This window comes from Flavobacterium sp. AC274 (genome assembly GCF_979258275.1).
In genome coordinates this window covers 3,466,579-3,484,442 of sequence record NZ_OZ409852.1, presented here as the reverse complement: position 1 = coordinate 3,484,442, position 17,864 = coordinate 3,466,579, and the positions used below count along the sequence as shown (strand labels likewise).

Sequence of the window (17,864 nt, the reverse complement as noted above, 5' to 3'; positions counted from 1 at the left end):
GTATAGAATAAAGAATCAAGAGGCAAGAAGCTAGATGAAAGAGTAAGGATTAGATTTTAGTCTATATTCTTGCCTCTTGATTCTTTCCTCTTCTGAAAAATAAAAAAAATGAAATTCGATATAAATACAATAACACGTGAAAACGTAAAAACATTAAAACCGTATTCTTCTGCGCGAGATGAGTTTGAAGATTTTGATACGGCACAAATGATTTTTTTGGATGCAAATGAGAATCCGTTTCAAAATGGTGTAAACCGTTATCCTGATCCGCAGCAGAGTTCTGTTAAGGCGATTTTGGCAAAGAATAAAATGGTAAAATCAAGTCAGATTTTATTAGGAAACGGAAGTGATGAAGTTTTAGATTTACTTTTCAGAGCTTTTTGTGAGCCAAAAACAGATAATATTATCTCACTACCGCCAACTTACGGAATGTACGGTGTTTTGGCAAACATTAATGCGGTAGAAAATAGGGAAATTTTGCTTTCGACAGATTTTCAGCCACAAGTAGAGAAAATTTTAGAAGCTGTAGATGAAAATACAAAAATCATTTTTTTATGTTCGCCAAATAACCCAACAGGAAATTCTTTTTCTGATGAAAGCGTGGTAAAATTGCTTCAAAATTTTAAAGGTTTGGTTGTAATTGATGAAGCTTATATTGACTTTTCGGGCAAGGAAAGCTGGTTAACAGAAATTGATGAATATCCAAATTTGGTGATTACACAAACGCTTTCAAAAGCATATGGTTTGGCTGGAATTCGTCTGGGAATTTGTTATGCATCAGAAGCTGTAATTTCTGTTTTAAACAAAATAAAACCTCCTTATAATGTAAACGAATTAACGCAGCAAAGAGCAATTGAGCGTTTAAAAGATTCAGATAAAATAAAAGAAGAAATAGCTTCTATTATTGAGCAAAGAGAAGAGTTGCTTAAAGTTTTACTTGAAGTAAGTTTTGTTGAAAAAGTTTACCCAACAGAAGCTAATTTTGTTTTGGTAAAAGTAGACAATGCTAACAAAAGATACGATGAATTAATAGCAAAAGGAATTGTAATTCGTAACAGAACTACACAGCCTTTATGCGAAAACTGCCTGCGTTTTACGATTGGAATTCCTGAGGAAAATGCTATTTTGATTAAAGAATTAAAGTTATTAAGCTAGAAAAAATATTAGCCACAGATTTCACAGATTAAAATGATTTTTTTCACGCAGATTTGGCAGATTAAAGTAGATTTATTTTGATCTTTAATTATAAATAATCTGTGTGTATCTGCTCAAATCTTTTAAAATGTGCGTGAAATAAAATTTTACGTAATTAGTGGTAAAAAAATTGAATTGATAAATATCTCGAAAACCGTTTTGCGTGAGGGATAGAGGCGGTATCCTTTTGTGAAGTGGAACGGAACAAAAGATATAGCCGAAAGCCCGACCCGGAGGGACACGCCCAAAATAATAACATATGAAAAAAGTACTTTTTATCGATCGTGATGGAACGATTGTTTTAGAACCTGAAAATTACCAGTTAGATAGTTTGGAAAAACTAGAATTTTATCCAAAAGCTTTTCAATATTTGGCTAAAATTGCCAGTGAATTAGATTACGAATTGGCAATGGTAACCAATCAGGACGGTTTGGGAACGGATAGTTTTCCGGAAGACACGTTTTGGCCAACGCAGAATTTTATTTTAAAAGCCTTTGAAAATGAAGGAGTTTTGTTTGATGAGATTTTTGTAGACCGATCTTTTCCGGAAGATAACGCACCAACACGCAAGCCAAGATCAGGAATGTTGACAAAATATCTTGATAATCCGCAATACGATTTGGCGAATTCTTTTGTTTTGGGAGATCGTTTAACGGATGTTGAATTGGCGAAAAACCTTGGCGCTAAAGCGATTTTCATGAATATGACAGACGGAATTGGAAGTAATGAAATTTCATCGAAAAGAGAGGAACTGAACGATACAATTATCTTGCAGACAACAGATTGGAAGAGGATTTATGAGTTTTTAAAACTCGAAGCTCGTTCGGCATCGATTACACGTAAAACCAATGAAACGGATATTTTTATCGATTTGAACCTGGATGGAACAGGAAAAAGTAAAATCGAAACTGGAATTGCTTTCTTTGATCATATGTTGGATCAGATTTCGCGTCACGGTCAAATGGATTTGGAAATTTTGGTAAAAGGTGATTTGGAGGTTGATGAACACCACACGATTGAAGATACCGCAATTGCTTTAGGCGAAGTTTTTGCAAAAGCATTAGGAAACAAATTAGGAATTGAGCGATACGGATTTTGCCTTCCGATGGATGATTGTTTAGCGCAGGTTGCTATTGATTTTGGTGGAAGAAACTGGCTGGTCTGGGAAACGGAATTTAAACGCGAAATGGTAGGTAAAATGCCAACAGAGATGTTCTATCACTTCTTTAAGTCCTTCTCTGACGGTGCAAAGGCCAACATCAACATCAAAGCCGAAGGAACAAACGAACACCACAAAATTGAAGCGATTTTTAAAGCTTTTGCGAAAGCGATAAAAGTAGCGGTGAAAAGAGATACAGAAAAAATGATTTTGCCTTCGACAAAGGGAATGCTTTAGGTTAAAAATTGTTTCAAGTTTCAAGTTTCAAGTTCTGCACAGCAACCTGAAACCTGAAACTTGAAACCTGAAACAAAAGATAATGAAAATAGTAATTATAAATTACGGAGCAGGAAATATTCAGAGCATTATGTTTGCTATTGAAAGACTGGGTTTTAAAGCTGTTTTGAGTAATAATCCTGAAGAAATTCTGGCCGCTGATAAAGTAATTTTTCCCGGTGTAGGCGAGGCGAGTTCAGCGATGGCTAAACTTAGAGAAAGCGGTTTAGATAATTTGATTCCGAAATTGACACAACCGGTTTTGGGTATTTGCCTTGGTATGCAATTGATGTGTAATTCGTCTGAAGAAGGGAATACCAAAGGTTTGGGGATTTTTGATGTTGATGTGATTAAATTCACATCAAAAGTAAAAGTGCCGCAAATGGGATGGAATCAGATTTATGATTTAAAATCAGATTTATTTAAAGGAATTTCGGAGAATGAATTCATGTATTTGGTACACAGTTTTTACGCCCCAAATTGCGATGAAGCCATTGCTACTACGGATTATGAACTGGAATATGCTTCGGCTTTACAAAAAGATAATTTCTACGGAACTCAGTTTCACCCGGAAAAAAGCGGAGCTGTTGGGGAGAAAATACTTGATAATTTTCTTAAGTTGTAAGTTATGGCTAAATCATTTATTGATAATTCAACAAAAAAACTAAAAGAATTAATACTCGAATATGAAGATTTTCTGAAAGACGATTTGATCGAATATAAAGCAAATAATTTATGTACTAATGCTTGGCATATTTTTGATTGGATCCTTGTCGAATTTAGAAATATTCATGGCTATTATAATATTGGAGATTTAAGAAATTCATTATATCCAAGATGCAACTCTTTGAAAATCATGCATGATATCGCAAATGCTTCAAAACATAATAACCTTGATAGACCTAAAGCATCAATACGAACAACTAATATGCATGAAGGTGATTTTTGTAAAGCTGACTTTTCAAGTGATGATTTTGATGTTTCAAGATTAGAAATAGAATTGGAAGATGGAATGATATTGAATTTCAATGAAGAAATTAAAAATGTTATTGAATTTTGGAAAAGTTACTTCAATAATGATTTAGAAATAGATTTGAATTAAAAAAGAATAAAAAAACAATAGTTTTCAGAAAATCTAAAATCTGAACTCTAAAATCTAAAATATCAAAAATGAGAATAATACCAGCCATAGATATCATCGACGGAAAATGTGTTCGCTTATCAAAAGGGGATTACGATACCAAAATAATTTACAACGAAAATCCGCTTGAAGTAGCGAAATCATTTGAAGCGCACGGAATTGAATATTTACATTTAGTAGATCTTGATGGAGCAAAATCGAGCAAAATCGTTAATTATAAAATATTAGAACAAATTGCGAATCAAACCAGTTTGAAAATTGATTTTGGCGGAGGCTTAAAATCTGATGACGATTTGAGAATTGCTTTTGAAAGCGGTGCAAACCAAATAACCGGCGGAAGTATTGCCGTAAAAAACAGAGCCATTTTCGAAAAATGGATTTCAGAATACGGATCGGATAAAATTATTTTGGGCGCTGATGCAAAAGACGAAAAAATTGCAGTTTCGGGTTGGTTAGAACATTCAAATGAAGATTTGATTCCGTTTATTCAGGATTATCAGACTAAAGGAATTCAGTACGTTATTTGTACCGATATTGCAAAAGACGGAATGCTGGAAGGACCAAGTTTTGATTTGTACGAGAAAATTTTAGCAGAAGCCAAAGGTGTAAAACTAATCGCTTCGGGTGGAATTTCAACTTTTGACGAATTACCTAAATTAGCTGAATTTGGCTGTGAAGGAACAATCATTGGGAAAGCGATTTATGAAGGTAGAATCACGCTTAAACAATTGGAGAACTATATAATTAGAAAATGAGAATTAATTAGATAATTTTTTGGATTACGCTTAGAATTATCAAATTTTCTAATTGGCACATTAACACATTAAACAACAGATTTATGATAACATGTCACTTAAAATACGTTATAGATCCTTATCAATTATCCGTTTTTGAGGATTACGGCAAAAGATGGATTAAGATTGTAAATCGTTTAGGCGGACAACATCATGGTTATTTTATGCCATCGGAAGGTGCAAATAATATTGCTTATGCCTTATTTTCTTTTCCGAGTTTAACAGCTTATGAAAATTACAGAAAGCAAATGTTTTCGAAAGATGATAAAGAATGTGTGGAAGCTTTTAAACTTGCAGAAGATACAAGATGTATTATCAGTTACGAAAGAACGTTTTTGAGTCCTGTGTTTGAATAATAAAATTAGAGTATTGCGCAAAGACGCACAAAGTAAGACACAGACATTCGCTAAAAATCTTTGTGCAACTCTGCGAAGTCTTCGTGAATCTCTGTGAAACAACTAAAAAAATGTTAGCAAAAAGAATCATTCCTTGTTTGGATATAAAAAACGGAAGAACAGTAAAAGGCGTTAATTTCGTTGACTTGCGTGATGCGGGAGATCCTGTAGAACTGGCAGAAATTTATTCGGCTGAAGGCGCAGATGAATTGGTTTTTCTGGATATTTCTGCAACGGAAGAACGCCGAAAAACGCTGGTGAATATGGTGCGAAGCGTTGCAGAAAAAATCAATATTCCGTTTACGGTTGGCGGTGGAATTTCATCTGTTGAAGATGTTGAGATCCTTCTGAATAATGGCGCTGATAAAGTCTCTATTAATTCATCGGCAGTAAAAAATCCGCAATTGATTAATGATTTAGCCCAGAAATTCGGAAGCCAATGCGTTGTTGTCGCCATAGACGCCAAACAAATTGACGGACAATGGATTGTGCATTTGGTTGGCGGAAAAGTTCCAACTGAATTAAATCTATTCGATTGGGCTGTAGAAGTGGCAGAACGTGGTGCAGGTGAAATTTTATTCACTTCGATGGATAATGACGGCACTAAAAACGGTTTTGCAAACGAAGCTTTGGCTAAATTATCAACTTTAATTAATATCCCGATTATTGCTTCTGGCGGAGCGGGAAATATTCAGCATTTTGTTGATTCTTTTAAAGAAGGAAAAGCAGATGCGGCTTTGGCGGCGAGTGTTTTTCACTTTAAGGAGATTGAAATTAAGGCGTTGAAAGAAGAATTGAGGAAGAATGATATTGAGGTTAGACTTTAGAAAATAGAAGTAAGAAGATAGAACCAAGAGAATAGAACCAAGAGAATAGAATAAAGAGAATAGAATAAAGAGAATAGAATAAAGAGAATAGAATAGAATAGAATAGAATAGAATAGAATAAAGAATTTAGCTGGGAGATTTAAAGCCGAAAGTCGAATTCTAAAAGAAATAATCATAGAGTGTAGAAATCTAAAATCTGAACTCTAAAATCTAAAATAATTATGAACATAGATATAAAAAGCTCACACGGATTGATTCCGGCAATTATTCAGGATTCTGAAACAAAGAATGTTTTGATGCTGGGTTATATGAACGAAGAATCGCTTCAAAAAACAATTGAAACACAAAAAGTAACTTTCTTTAGCCGATCTAAGCAAAGACTTTGGACAAAAGGCGAGGAGAGTGGCAACTTTTTGAATTTGGTAAGCATCAAAAATGATTGTGACGGCGACACACTTTTAATTCAGGCAAAACCTGTTGGTCCAACCTGTCACACAGGCGCAGATACTTGCTGGCAAGAAGAAAACAAAGAAAACTATGGTTTTATTTCTGATCTTGAAAACACGATCAAAATTAGAAGAGAAAACGCTGATTCTGAGAAAAGTTATGTGGCTTCCTTATTCGAAAAAGGGATCAATAAAATTGCTCAAAAAGTGGGTGAGGAAGCGGTAGAAGTTGTGATTGAAGCCAAAGATGATAACGACGATTTATTTCTTAGCGAAAGTGCTGATTTATTGTTTCACTATTTGATTTTATTGCAAGCCAAAGGTTTTCAATTGAATGATGTTGTGGATGTTTTGAAGAAACGTCAGAAGTAGTTTAAAGAAAGTAATTAATCTTTGTCATGGTACGCAGATTACACGGATTTGCTAAAGCGAAAACGCAGATTCATACGGATTTTTTATTTTAATTGTCATTGGTAGCGAAGTTGAGTATCAGACTGAGCGAAAAGTCGAAGTCCGTTTGCTGAATAACTTTGCGGGACTTCGACTCCGCTCAGTCTGACAATAATAAAAAGAAAAACCCGTGTTAATCTGCGTTTTCGCTTTAGCGAATCCGCGTCATCCGCGTCCCATTAATCGCTATTCCACAAACTCAAAAACTGCAAATTCCTGCGGTTGATGAAAACCAAATTTTAAACTCTTATAATATTGTAATGCAAGATATTCTGTTGTGTTACCGTAATCAATTCTAAAAGCATTTCCATTCCATTTTGTGCCGACTTTTGGTTGGGTAAAATTGCCATTTTTTATCTTTTCTAAACTCGAAAAAGGAATTTTAATTTCAGTACAAAAACCTTCGGGAGTTGTTTTACTTACGGCTTCCATTTCTGAAATATCAAAAGCCATTGATGCTTTCCAGCCACCACAATTTGATGATGGGCAATTGATTAGCATATCGTAATTTGCAGAAAAAGCATTTACGCCAATTTCAAGATAATTTTGCCCGTTTCCGTCAGGATCCAGAAAAATTTCTACCAAATCATCCGTTTCATATATTTTAGAATCTTTCTTTTGTGAACTTCCAATTATTGTAGAATCTTCAGTACGATAGGCGATATAAAGGTTTTTGTCATTCCACGAAAGTGAAACAAATGTATTTTGAGTAGCTTTTTCTCCCGAATTGTGAATTACAAACGGACCTAAAAAAGGTTTTTTCCAGTCTGATAAGTCACCATCGATCATTATTTTTTCATTCGTTTTATAAATCGGAATGGTTTGCGCATAGTTTATCAAAGAAAACATTAAAAATAAAAAAGTGACAATTTTTTGAATTTTCATAAGGCGTGTAAATATTTTAGTGGACCAAAAAACAAGTAAATTTTAATATTAAGTTTTCTGAAGATAAAATGCAAAATTATTAAAAAATTGATTCGAATGTTTATTTTTGTTGAAGACTAAATTCAGTTTAACAGCTTATTTATCCCAAATTCATCAATAATGAAAAAATACTTCGTTGGCGTTTTTATCGCTTTTTTGATTGGTTTTTCTGCCAATGCTCAAGGACTTTTAAAAAAGTCCGGAATTGCTTTTACACATCAGGATACACTTCGCGGAAGCATCACAAAAGAAAGAGCCTGGTGGGATTTGAAATACTATCATCTTGATATTAAAGTAAATCCGTCTGAGAAAACCATTACAGGATCTAACACGGTTCGTTATACTGTTTTAACAGAAAATAATACGATGCAGATTGATTTGCAGGAACCAATGCAAATTTATAAAGTGCTTCAAAATGGAAAAGAATTAAAATTTGAAAGAAATGGAAATGCATTTTTTATCAATTTAATTGAAAATCAAAAAATAGGAGAAACAAAAGAGATTATAATATTTTACGGAGGAAAACCAAAAGAAGCCGTTCGCCCGCCGTGGGATGGAGGACTTACCTGGAAAAAAGATAAAAACGGAAAAGATTTTATTGCTTCAACTTGTCAGGGATTAGGCGCCAGTGTTTGGTGGCCGTGCAAAGATCATATGTATGATGAAGTGGAAAATATGCTGATTAGCGTAAATGTTCCGGGAGATTTAACGGATGTTTCTAACGGCAGATTGCAAAGTGTGAAAAAGCAAAAAGATGGAACTAAGACCTTTAACTGGTATGTTTCGAACCCGATAAACAATTATGGAGTTAATATTAATATTGGAGATTACGTAAATTTCTCTGAAAAATATAAAGGAGAAAAAGGCGATTTAGATTGCAGTTATTATGTTTTACGTGATAATTTGGCTAAAGCCAAAGAACATTTTAAGGATGCACCAAGAATGCTAAAAGCGTTTGAAAACTGGTTCGGACCTTATCCGTTTTACGAAGACAGTTACAAGTTGGTAGAAGCGCCGTATTTAGGAATGGAGCACCAAAGTAGCGTGACGTATGGAAATAACTATACAAAGGGATATAATGGCAACGATATGAGTGGGAGCGGTTGGGGATTGAAGTATGATTATATTATCATTCATGAATCTGGTCACGAATGGTTTGCCAATAATATTACGTATAAAGACATTGCTGATATGTGGATTCATGAAAGTTTTACAACTTATTCTGAAGCGCTTTTTGTGGAATATTATTATGGAAAAGAAGCTGCGAATGAATATATAAGAGGAATTCGAAAAATGATTACCAATAAAAAACCAATTATTGGTTATTACGATGTTAATGTTGAAGGATCTGGAGATATGTACCCGAAAGGAGCCAATATGATTCATACAATACGTCAGGTAATAAATGATGATGCAAAATGGAAATCAATTTTAAGAGGCTTGAATAGTACATTTTACCACCAAACAGTTACTACAAAACAAATTGAAGATTACATAAGTACGCAAGTAGGAATTGATTTTAGTAATGTCTTTAATCAATATTTAAGAACGCCAAATGTGCCTACTTTTGAATATTATTTTAAGAATGAAAAATTAGTTTATCACTGGATAAATTGTGTCGAAAACTTTGATTTGCCATTAAAAGTAACTTTAAACGGTGTTGAAACCTGGCTTAAACCTACACCAGACTGGAAAATGGAAGATGTAAAAGGAGATAAACCAACTCTAATTGTTGATAAAAACTTTTATATCACAGAATTTAATATTACAAATTAGATTTCTAATATATTTAGAAAGAAACCCAACAAGTTTAATATTTGTTGGGTTTCTTTTTTATCCCTAAATCATAAAATTTGAGAAAACTTAATTCGAATGTTTACTTTTGTGAAGATTAAGTTCTATAAATACGTTATTATTTCAATTTCTACCATTATGAAAAATTACTTTGGAGGCTTTTTTATTGCCTTTTTGGTTTGTTTTACTACAAATGCCCAAGGACTTTTAAACAAGTCTGAAACGGTTTTTACACATCAGGATACACTTCGCGGAAGCATTACAAAAGAAAGAGCCTGGTGGGATTTAAAATACTATCATCTTGATGTTAAGGTAAATCCTTCTGAAAAAACGATTACAGGTTCAAATACCGTTCGTTATACTGTTTTGACTTCGTATAATAAAATGCAGATCGATTTGCAGGAGCCAATGCAAATTTACAAAGTAACACAAGACGGAAAAGAATTGAAGTTTAAAAGAGACGGAAATGCTTTTTTTATAGATTTAGCAGCTGCTCAAAAAGTAGGTGAAACGAAAGAAATCGTAATTTCATTTGGCGGAAAACCTAAAGAAGCCATTAAACCACCATGGGACGGAGGAATTACATGGAAAAAAGATAAAAACGGAAAAGATTTTATCGCTTCATCTTGTCAGGGTTTAGGCGCAAGTATTTGGTGGCCAAACAAAGATCATATGTATGATGAAGTAGAAAATATGCTGATTAGCGTGAATGTTCCGGGAGATTTAACGGATGTTTCTAATGGAAGGTTACAAAGCGTTAAAAAACAAAAAGACGGCACTAAAACCTTCAATTGGTATGTTTCGAACCCAATTAATAACTATGGTGTAAACATTAATATTGGTGATTACGTTAATTTTTCTGAGAAATATAAAGGCGAAAAAGGTGATTTAGATTGCAGTTATTACGTTTTGCGTGATAATTTGGCTGTAGCCAAAGAACAATTTAAAGATGCACCAAGAATGCTAAAAGCGTTTGAAAACTGGTTTGGACCTTATCCGTTTTACGAAGACAGTTACAAATTGGTTGAGGCACCATATTTGGGTATGGAGCACCAAAGCAGTGTAACTTACGGAAATGAATATAAAAATGGTTATTTAGGCCGTGATTTAAGCGGAACGGGCTGGGGATTAAAATTTGATTTTATCATTATTCATGAATCTGGTCACGAATGGTTTGCGAACAATATTACGTATAAAGACATTGCTGATATGTGGATTCACGAGAGTTTTACCAACTATTCTGAAAGTCTTTTTGTGGAATATTATTATGGTAAAGAAGCCGGAGCCGAATACGTAAGAGGCTGTAGAAAAAACATTCATAATGACACGCCAATTATCGGACATTATGATGTAAATAATGAAGGATCGGGAGATATGTATCCAAAAGGTGCAAATATGCTGCACACGATTCGTCAGATTATAAATGATGATGCAAAATGGAAATCGATTTTGAGAGGTTTAAACAGTACGTTTTATCATCAAACGGTAACTTCTAAACAAATTGAAGATTATATCAATACACAATCAGGAATTAATTTCAACAGAGTTTTTGCTCAATATTTGACTACAACTCAAATTCCGGTTTTTGAATATATTTTTAAAAATGGAACATTAGGTTATCATTGGACAAATTGTGTTTCGAAGTTTGATATGCCGGTAAAAGTGAAAATTAACGGTGTAGAAACATGGTTGAAACCAACAACAGAATGGCAATCTGAGAAAACTACTAATGAAAACAGAACTTTAGAAGTTGATAAAGATTTTTATGTGACGAGTTCTAATATTGTTGAATAAACTTTTTTAAAATTCCAATATTTCAAAATCCCAAATTCCAATTGATGGAGTTTGGGATTTTTTATTGTGATAATTTTACGCAAAGACCTTTGCGCAAACCATTTGGAATTTGAGATTTAAATATTGGAATTTTTATTAAGATTTCTTCTTTGTGTTAATTGTATTATTTGTACGAATATTACCGTTTTATTTTTCTACTTTAGATTCTATTAATCTGAAAATGAATAAATAAAGCGTAATCCGAAAAGCTTAAGAGTAGGAAACAAAATCAAATCAAACAAATCATGAAAAGTTTAAAAAACCTAAAAAACATTGAAATTTTAAGTAAAAATGCTCAAAAATCTATTTCAGGAGGTATTCCCTTATGCGTCATATTATGCGGCGAAGCTGGAGGGGTTATTTCGAATACGCCGGGTAGAGGAGATGTTTGTCAGCCGGGAACAACGGTTTGTTGTTATTGTAGATAAAACGCCTTAAAAGTTAAACCCGACAGGTTTTTAAAACCTGTCGGGTTTCTCATATGCGTTGGAATTTGGTCCCGAAGCTTCGGGATAAAAATTTGGAATTTTACAGATTAACGGCTATTCAACTTCGCCTTTTCCTTAATAATATCAGCAATTTTTCTATTCTCGATTTTGCTTTCCAGCCAGGAAATAATGTCTAAATAAAGGAAAGCTCTCTTTTCGTAAGTGTTTTTTTCAAGTTCTACAAAACGGGTGTGCATTTTTTTGAATTCCTTTTTAATATCTGCAGGATAAAGGTTATTCAAACTTCTCAGGAATTTAATAATCTCTTTTTGAACTTCATGTAAGTCGTTCATTTTTATTAGAAACTTATAGGTGTTTTTAATATTATTTTCTAAATAATAATCTTTTCCTAATTCATAATGTGCGATCAATGACAAAAGTCTGGCGAAACACATTAAGTCTTCTCGCATGGTTAAGTTTTTGTTATTGATAATTTTATCTAAATAATAAATGCATTCTGTGTATTTCTCGTTTCCAAAATAAATAGAAGCAATTTTATAGAAAAACAACATTTCGTGATGTTCATCCAGATGTTCGCTGTGAATTTTTAATTTGTCTAATATCTCCGGAATCAAATATTCGCTTTCGGCAAAAGTACCTTCGAGAATATGTAAATTGAGTTTGTTATTGTAGATATATAAAAATGATAGCGATGCAATGTTGTCATTTACAGGAAATTTAGGATCCTCAATGGTTTCCTCCATAAGAGTCAAATATTTCTTGAAATTCGATTTGTATTTCAACATATATAAAGACTCTAAAAAGTAATGATTCCCTTTTAGAAAAAACACCGGATTTTGATAAATCATATTCGGATTATCATAAAACAAGGTAACCCATTTATAAGCGTATTTGTAACTCGCCAGAAAATCCTGAACCAGAAAACTGCGCCAAAGATTTGCATTGTAATACCAGTATTTCTCGCGGAAACCAAATTTGCTTTCGTCTAGTTTTGCAATATGTTTATTAAAATAATCGTCAATATATTTATACTCTTCATCGCTTTTTACGTAACCTGTTTTTAGCATGATTCCGTACAATTGCAGTGATAAATTTGATAATTTGCTGGAGATTGTATTTCTGTAATTCAATTCTTTTGCCTGAACAACCAATTCATCGGCGCGGCCCTGAATACTTCGTGTAATATATTGGGATTCTATTAGTTTTTCGAACTCAACAATTTCATACGCCATATATTTTTCATCATTTTCAAGCGCAACGATTTTTGTTTTATCCAGGATTTTCAAACTCTGTTTGTATAATCCTTTATTATAAAGAATAACGGCAAAATCTATTTGTTCACGTAATTGATAGCGAATATTCTGGCTGGGAATATTGAGTCGAATACTCACTAAAATTTGTTTGTACAAATATGATTTTAAGTTAGATAGCTGTACTTTTTTGATGATTCCGCTTTTTAAAATAAGCTTTTCATCGTAGGTTTCAGATTTATCTAAAATGTTGAATAATTCGATGAATTTGGTGTTCGAACTTGTTTCTAATCGGCTTGCAAAAATTTTAAACTGTCTTTTTTCAGATTTCGAAAGCGATTTTATTAATACAAATAAGAAATCTTTTTGATGGTTAGCCATTGTAAAATATAATAGTGTAACTTATTGGTTTTTAGTTATTTAATACGTTATAAATTGTGTTATAAACAGTATAATTTCATTAAAATGAATTTCGTACTGTAGAAGTACAATATATATTTGTTATCAAGATGTGAAATTACATTAAATAAATGAATATGAATAGAGAGAAAGTTCAAATTTTTGACACCACTTTGCGCGATGGTGAACAAGTTCCAGGATGTAAGTTAGATACTAAACAAAAATTAGTTATCGCAGAACGACTTGACAAAATGGGAGTTGACGTTATCGAAGCGGGTTTTCCTGTGTCAAGTCCGGGCGATTTTTTATCGGTCTCTGAGATTTGTAAAATTGTAGAAAATGCAACCGTCTGCGGACTAACAAGAGCCGTAAAAAACGACATTGATGTTGCTGCAGCAGCTTTAAAGCATGCTAAAAGACCTAGAATCCACACTGGAATCGGAACATCGCAATCTCATATACTCCACAAATTAAATACCACACCAGAAGATATTATTGCAAGAGCAAAATATGCTGTAGCACACGCAAAATCTTATGTAGAAGATGTTGAGTTTTATGCAGAAGATGCCGGAAGAACCGACAATGCTTTCCTTGCAAAGGTTTGTGAAGAAGTAATTAAATCGGGTGCAACCGTATTAAATATCCCTGATACCACAGGATATTGCTTACCTGAAGAATACGGAGCAAAGATTAAATATTTAAAAGAAAACGTAAAAGGAATCGAAAACGTAATCCTTTCATGTCACTGTCATAATGATTTAGGAATGGCAACTGCAAACTCTATTGCAGGTGCGATAAATGGAGCTAGACAAATAGAATGTACTATTAATGGTATTGGTGAAAGAGCCGGAAACACAGCACTTGAAGAAGTGGTAATGATTTTCAAACAGCATCCCTACCTTAATTTAGACACAAACATCAATACAAGAGAATTGAACGAAATGAGTCGTTTGGTTTCTGAAAGTATGGGAATGATTGTTCAGCCAAACAAAGCAATTGTTGGTGCAAACGCTTTTGCGCACAGTTCAGGAATTCATCAGGATGGTGTTATCAAAAACAGAGCAACTTACGAAATCATGGATCCGCTTGATGTGGGTGTAAATGAATCATCAATTATCCTTACAGCAAGAAGCGGAAGAGCTGCTTTGGCTTACCGTGCTAAAAAAGTAGGTTACGAGCTTACAAAAGTACAATTAGACATTGTATACATCGAGTTTTTGAAATTTGCCGATATCAAAAAAGAAGTTGTTGATGCTGATATTCATCAGATTATCGAAGCTGCTAAAATTCAGGACGAATTAGTTAGAAGCTAGTTGGGAAGAATATAGAATATAGAATATAGAAGAAAGAGAATAGAAGAAAGACGAAAGAACAAAGACAAAAAAAAGATTTAAATACATAAAGAACGAGACGTTATGAATTTGAAAATAGCTGTTTTACCTGGAGACGGAATTGGACCGGAAGTAATTTTACAAGCCAAAAAAGCTTTATACGCTATTGGTGAAGTGTACAATCATGAATTTGTTTTTGAAGAAGCGCTCATGGGAGCAATCGCAATTGATAAAACAGGAAATCCGTTGCCGGAGCAAACGCTAAATCTTTGTTTAAATACTGATGCTGTTTTATTTGGCGCTATTGGCGATCCTAAGTATGACAATAATCCAAATGCAAAAGTGCGTCCGGAGCAGGGATTATTAAAGCTTCGTAAAGAACTGGGTTTGTTTGCCAACATTCGTCCTATAAAACCTTATAAATCATTACTTGATGCTTCTCCTTTAAAAAGAGAAATTATCGAAGGAGCTGATTTTACTATTTTCAGAGAATTAACAGGCGGTGCTTATTTTGGAGCAAAAACATTAAATGAAGAAGGAACACACGCTTCGGATTTATGTGAATATTCAGAAGAAGAAATCACGAGAATTGCACATTTAGCTTTTAAATCGGCACAAAACCGACGCAAAAAGCTGACAATGGTAGACAAAGCGAATGTTTTGGAAACCTCAAGATTATGGAGAAAAGTAGTTCAAAAAGTGAGCGAAAATTATCCGGATGTTGCTTTAGACTTTTTATTTGTGGATAACGCAGCAATGCAGATTATTTTAAATCCGAGACAATTTGATGTGATTTTGACAGAGAATTTATTTGGAGATATTTTATCAGATGAAGCCAGCGTTATTACAGGTTCTATCGGTTTATTGGCTTCGGCATCTTTAGGAGAAAAAAATGCTTTGTTTGAGCCAATTCACGGTTCTTATCCTCAGGCAAAAGGAAAAAATATTGCCAATCCAATTGCTTCTATTTTATCTGCAGCAATGTTGTTAGAGCATTTCGGATTATTTAAAGAAGCAAATGTGATTTACAAAGCTATTGAAAAAGCAATTGAATATAAAGTAGTTACTGTTGATTTAAAACCAGATTCAAAATTCGGTACAAATGAAGTAGGGGAGTTTGTTTCTAATTTTATTTTCAGCAAGGATGATCTGTTATATTTTAGAAATGACAACGTTCATATCGGACAATCAACAATTGTTTAGTTTTTTTATTAAAAAATTGAAATAAATAACAAGAAGTACTGTAAATGTTGAGATTTTATTTTTTTAGTTCTTAAAGTTTTCATACTTTTGTAACACTAAAAAATAAATGATGCAAATCTCAATTATTATTACTTCTGTCATTGTTGTCAATGTGTTTAGCACATCTGCATCGGGAATGGTATAAATATAATTGAAAAACTATATTAGAAACCTTCCAAATACTGGAAGGTTTTTTTTTGAATAAAAATTAAAAAAATAATACAATAATGGAATTAAATAAGTACAGCAAAACCATCACTCAAGATCAAACACAACCTGCAGCGCAAGCTATGTTGTACGGGATTGGTTTAACTGAAGAAGATTTGAAAAAAGCACAAGTTGGTATTGTTAGCATGGGCTACGATGGAAATACTTGTAACATGCACCTGAATGATTTGGCAAAAGATGTCAAAAAAGGTGTCTGGGATGCAGATCTGGTCGGACTTATTTTTAATACCATTGGTGTAAGTGACGGAATTTCAAACGGTACCGAAGGAATGCGTTATTCATTGGTTTCTCGTGATGTTATTGCAGATTCTATTGAAACTGTTGTGGGAGCACAATGGTACGATGGTGTAATTGCAATTCCGGGTTGTGATAAAAATATGCCCGGAGCCTTAATCGCAATGGGAAGATTAAACCGCCCGGCGATGATGGTTTACGGAGGATCAATTCACTCTGGAAAATGGAAGGGTGAATCTTTGAATATTGTATCTGCTTTTGAGGCATTAGGAAAAAGAGTTAAGAACGAAATTACTCCTGAAGATTTTAAAGGAGTTATTCAAAATGCATGTCCCGGAGCTGGTGCTTGTGGCGGAATGTACACAGCAAATACAATGTCTTCTGCAATTGAAGCATTAGGAATGAGTTTGCCATACAGTTCTTCAAACCCTGCTTTGAGTCAGGAAAAAAGAGACGAATGTCTGGCTGCAGGAGAAGCAATCAAAATTTTGTTAGAAAAAGATATTAAGCCAAGAGATATCATGACCCGTAAAGCTTTTGAAAATGCTATTACAATTGTAGCGGTTTTAGGAGGTTCTACAAACGCGGTTATGCACTTAATTGCAATGGCTCACGCGGTTGATATCAAAATTACTTTGGATGATTTTCAGGCAATTAACGACAGAACACCAGTTCTGGCTGATATGAAACCAAGTGGTAAATATATGATGGAAGATATTCATGAGGTTGGAGGAATTCCTTCTGTAATGAAATATTTATTGAAAGTAGGACTTATTCATGGAGATTGTTTAACAGTAACCGGAAAAACAGTTGCTGAAAATTTAGCTTCAACTCCGGATTTACAAGACGGACAAGAAGTAATTCACGAAATTCAAAAAGCATTAAAGCCAACAGGAAATATTCAGATTTTATACGGAAATCTTGCTTCTGAAGGTGCTGTAGCAAAAATCAGCGGAAAAGAAGGAGAATATTTTGAAGGTCCGGCTGTAGTTTTTGAAGGAGAATTTGAAGTAATTCCAGGTTTACAAGCCGGAAAAATAAAACCGGGTAATGTAGTCGTCATCAGGTATTGTGGACCAAAAGGTGGTCCGGGGATGCCTGAGATGCTAAAACCAACATCGGCAATTATTGGTGCCGGATTAGGAAGCAGCTGCGCTCTTATTACAGACGGCAGGTTCTCTGGAGGTTCACATGGCTTTGTCGTAGGACACGTTACACCAGAAGCTTTTGATGGTGGTGGTATTGCACTTGTAAAAGATGGTGATTTGATCGCGATCGATGCAGTAAAAAATACTATCGACCTGAAAATATCTGACGAAGAATTTGCAGCGAGAAAAGCGGCTTGGGTACAACCGCCGTTAAAAGTTACAAAAGGAGTTTTACTTAAATATGCCAGATCGGTTTCAAGCGCTTCAACAGGTTGCGTTACCGATAATTAATTAAATAACAATATCAAATCAATGACAATTACAATATCAAAAATCAAATAGCAATAAAT

The 17,864-nt window shown here is 33.8% G+C and carries 16 protein-coding genes; 14 read left to right on the top strand and 2 right to left on the bottom strand.

What is annotated here, in order from left to right; translation table 11 throughout:
- The first annotated feature begins 108 nt into the window (after positions 1-108).
- The 8 genes from hisC to hisIE all read left to right on the top strand — a co-directional run bounded on the left by hisC (position 109) and on the right by hisIE (position 6,604).
- Positions 109-1,155, top strand: a complete 1,047-nt coding sequence (gene hisC / locus ACZZZT_RS15555; protein WP_463461062.1) for a histidinol-phosphate transaminase — start codon at positions 109-111, stop codon at positions 1,153-1,155.
- A gap of 298 nt (positions 1,156-1,453) precedes the next feature.
- On the top strand, positions 1,454-2,590 hold the full coding sequence (gene hisB, locus ACZZZT_RS15550) for a bifunctional histidinol-phosphatase/imidazoleglycerol-phosphate dehydratase HisB (RefSeq protein WP_463461061.1): 1,137 nt from the start codon (positions 1,454-1,456) through the stop codon (positions 2,588-2,590).
- Between the two features lie 82 nt (positions 2,591-2,672).
- Positions 2,673-3,254, top strand: coding sequence for an imidazole glycerol phosphate synthase subunit HisH (hisH, locus tag ACZZZT_RS15545; RefSeq protein WP_042567016.1), 582 nt, complete (start codon positions 2,673-2,675; stop codon positions 3,252-3,254).
- Positions 3,255-3,257: 3 nt separating this feature from the next.
- Entirely contained in the window at positions 3,258-3,731 is a 474-nt protein-coding gene (locus tag ACZZZT_RS15540; RefSeq protein WP_042567015.1) for a hypothetical protein, read from the top strand.
- 68 nt (positions 3,732-3,799) lie between these two features.
- Positions 3,800-4,525 carry a 1-(5-phosphoribosyl)-5-[(5-phosphoribosylamino)methylideneamino]imidazole-4-carboxamide isomerase gene (hisA, locus tag ACZZZT_RS15535; protein WP_463461060.1) on the top strand — a complete coding sequence of 242 codons (726 nt, stop codon included), beginning with the start codon at positions 3,800-3,802 and terminating at the stop codon, positions 4,523-4,525.
- Positions 4,526-4,608: 83 nt separating this feature from the next.
- Positions 4,609-4,920: an NIPSNAP family protein gene (locus ACZZZT_RS15530; RefSeq protein ID WP_073394182.1), complete on the top strand. Its 312-nt coding sequence runs from the start codon at positions 4,609-4,611 to the stop codon at positions 4,918-4,920.
- Between the two features lie 110 nt (positions 4,921-5,030).
- On the top strand, positions 5,031-5,786 hold the full coding sequence (gene hisF, locus ACZZZT_RS15525) for an imidazole glycerol phosphate synthase subunit HisF (protein ID WP_463461059.1): 756 nt from the start codon (positions 5,031-5,033) through the stop codon (positions 5,784-5,786).
- A gap of 218 nt (positions 5,787-6,004) precedes the next feature.
- Complete coding sequence (gene hisIE / locus ACZZZT_RS15520; RefSeq protein ID WP_317043529.1) at positions 6,005-6,604, top strand: bifunctional phosphoribosyl-AMP cyclohydrolase/phosphoribosyl-ATP diphosphatase HisIE; 600 nt, start codon at positions 6,005-6,007, stop codon at positions 6,602-6,604.
- Between the two features lie 264 nt (positions 6,605-6,868).
- On the opposite strand, the gene ACZZZT_RS15515 is transcribed toward hisIE, so the two are convergent.
- Complete coding sequence (locus ACZZZT_RS15515; RefSeq protein WP_463461058.1) at positions 6,869-7,567, bottom strand: carbohydrate-binding family 9-like protein; 699 nt, start codon at positions 7,565-7,567, stop codon at positions 6,869-6,871.
- 159 nt (positions 7,568-7,726) lie between these two features.
- Here ACZZZT_RS15515 and ACZZZT_RS15510 point away from each other — a divergent pair, with 159 nt between their 5' ends.
- The 3 genes from ACZZZT_RS15510 to ACZZZT_RS15500 all read left to right on the top strand — a co-directional run bounded on the left by ACZZZT_RS15510 (position 7,727) and on the right by ACZZZT_RS15500 (position 11,661).
- Entirely contained in the window at positions 7,727-9,382 is a 1,656-nt protein-coding gene (locus ACZZZT_RS15510; protein WP_463461057.1) for a M1 family metallopeptidase, read from the top strand.
- Positions 9,383-9,538: 156 nt separating this feature from the next.
- Positions 9,539-11,194: a M1 family metallopeptidase gene (locus tag ACZZZT_RS15505; protein WP_463461056.1), complete on the top strand. Its 1,656-nt coding sequence runs from the start codon at positions 9,539-9,541 to the stop codon at positions 11,192-11,194.
- A 284-nt stretch (positions 11,195-11,478) separates the two neighbouring features.
- The gene (locus tag ACZZZT_RS15500) at positions 11,479-11,661 is read left to right on the top strand and encodes a hypothetical protein (protein WP_463461055.1); all 183 of its coding nucleotides are present in this window, start codon (positions 11,479-11,481) and stop codon (positions 11,659-11,661) included.
- 107 nt (positions 11,662-11,768) lie between these two features.
- Here ACZZZT_RS15500 and ACZZZT_RS15495 read toward each other — a convergent pair whose 3' ends face one another.
- Positions 11,769-13,313, bottom strand: a complete 1,545-nt coding sequence (locus ACZZZT_RS15495; protein ID WP_463461054.1) for a hypothetical protein — start codon at positions 13,311-13,313, stop codon at positions 11,769-11,771.
- A gap of 155 nt (positions 13,314-13,468) precedes the next feature.
- Between ACZZZT_RS15495 and ACZZZT_RS15490 the strand changes: the two genes are divergently transcribed.
- The 3 genes from ACZZZT_RS15490 (at position 13,469) to ilvD (ending at position 17,805) form a co-directional block, all read left to right on the top strand.
- Entirely contained in the window at positions 13,469-14,644 is a 1,176-nt protein-coding gene (locus ACZZZT_RS15490) for a 2-isopropylmalate synthase (RefSeq protein WP_463461053.1), read from the top strand.
- 102 nt (positions 14,645-14,746) lie between these two features.
- Positions 14,747-15,865, top strand: a complete 1,119-nt coding sequence (gene leuB, locus ACZZZT_RS15485) for a 3-isopropylmalate dehydrogenase (RefSeq protein WP_073394189.1) — start codon at positions 14,747-14,749, stop codon at positions 15,863-15,865.
- Between the two features lie 266 nt (positions 15,866-16,131).
- The gene (ilvD, locus tag ACZZZT_RS15480) at positions 16,132-17,805 is read left to right on the top strand and encodes a dihydroxy-acid dehydratase (protein ID WP_042567005.1); all 1,674 of its coding nucleotides are present in this window, start codon (positions 16,132-16,134) and stop codon (positions 17,803-17,805) included.
- Positions 17,806-17,864: the final 59 nt, after the last annotated feature.

Excerpts from the sequence above, each read along its gene's own strand:
- hisC (WP_463461062.1), top strand. The coding sequence starts at position 109 with ATGAAATTCGATATAAATACAATAACACGTGAAAACGTAAAAACATTA.
- hisB (WP_463461061.1), top strand. The coding sequence starts at position 1,454 with ATGAAAAAAGTACTTTTTATCGATCGTGATGGAACGATTGTTTTAGAA.
- hisH (WP_042567016.1), top strand. The coding sequence starts at position 2,673 with ATGAAAATAGTAATTATAAATTACGGAGCAGGAAATATTCAGAGCATT.
- ACZZZT_RS15540 (WP_042567015.1), top strand. The coding sequence starts at position 3,258 with ATGGCTAAATCATTTATTGATAATTCAACAAAAAAACTAAAAGAATTA.
- hisA (WP_463461060.1), top strand. The coding sequence starts at position 3,800 with ATGAGAATAATACCAGCCATAGATATCATCGACGGAAAATGTGTTCGC.
- ACZZZT_RS15530 (WP_073394182.1), top strand. The coding sequence starts at position 4,609 with ATGATAACATGTCACTTAAAATACGTTATAGATCCTTATCAATTATCC.
- hisF (WP_463461059.1), top strand. The coding sequence starts at position 5,031 with ATGTTAGCAAAAAGAATCATTCCTTGTTTGGATATAAAAAACGGAAGA.
- ACZZZT_RS15515 (WP_463461058.1), bottom strand. The coding sequence starts at position 7,567 with ATGAAAATTCAAAAAATTGTCACTTTTTTATTTTTAATGTTTTCTTTG.
- ACZZZT_RS15510 (WP_463461057.1), top strand. The coding sequence starts at position 7,727 with ATGAAAAAATACTTCGTTGGCGTTTTTATCGCTTTTTTGATTGGTTTT.
- ACZZZT_RS15505 (WP_463461056.1), top strand. The coding sequence starts at position 9,539 with ATGAAAAATTACTTTGGAGGCTTTTTTATTGCCTTTTTGGTTTGTTTT.
- ACZZZT_RS15500 (WP_463461055.1), top strand. The coding sequence starts at position 11,479 with ATGAAAAGTTTAAAAAACCTAAAAAACATTGAAATTTTAAGTAAAAAT.
- ACZZZT_RS15495 (WP_463461054.1), bottom strand. The coding sequence starts at position 13,313 with ATGGCTAACCATCAAAAAGATTTCTTATTTGTATTAATAAAATCGCTT.
- ACZZZT_RS15490 (WP_463461053.1), top strand. The coding sequence starts at position 13,469 with ATGAATAGAGAGAAAGTTCAAATTTTTGACACCACTTTGCGCGATGGT.
- leuB (WP_073394189.1), top strand. The coding sequence starts at position 14,747 with ATGAATTTGAAAATAGCTGTTTTACCTGGAGACGGAATTGGACCGGAA.
- ilvD (WP_042567005.1), top strand. The coding sequence starts at position 16,132 with ATGGAATTAAATAAGTACAGCAAAACCATCACTCAAGATCAAACACAA.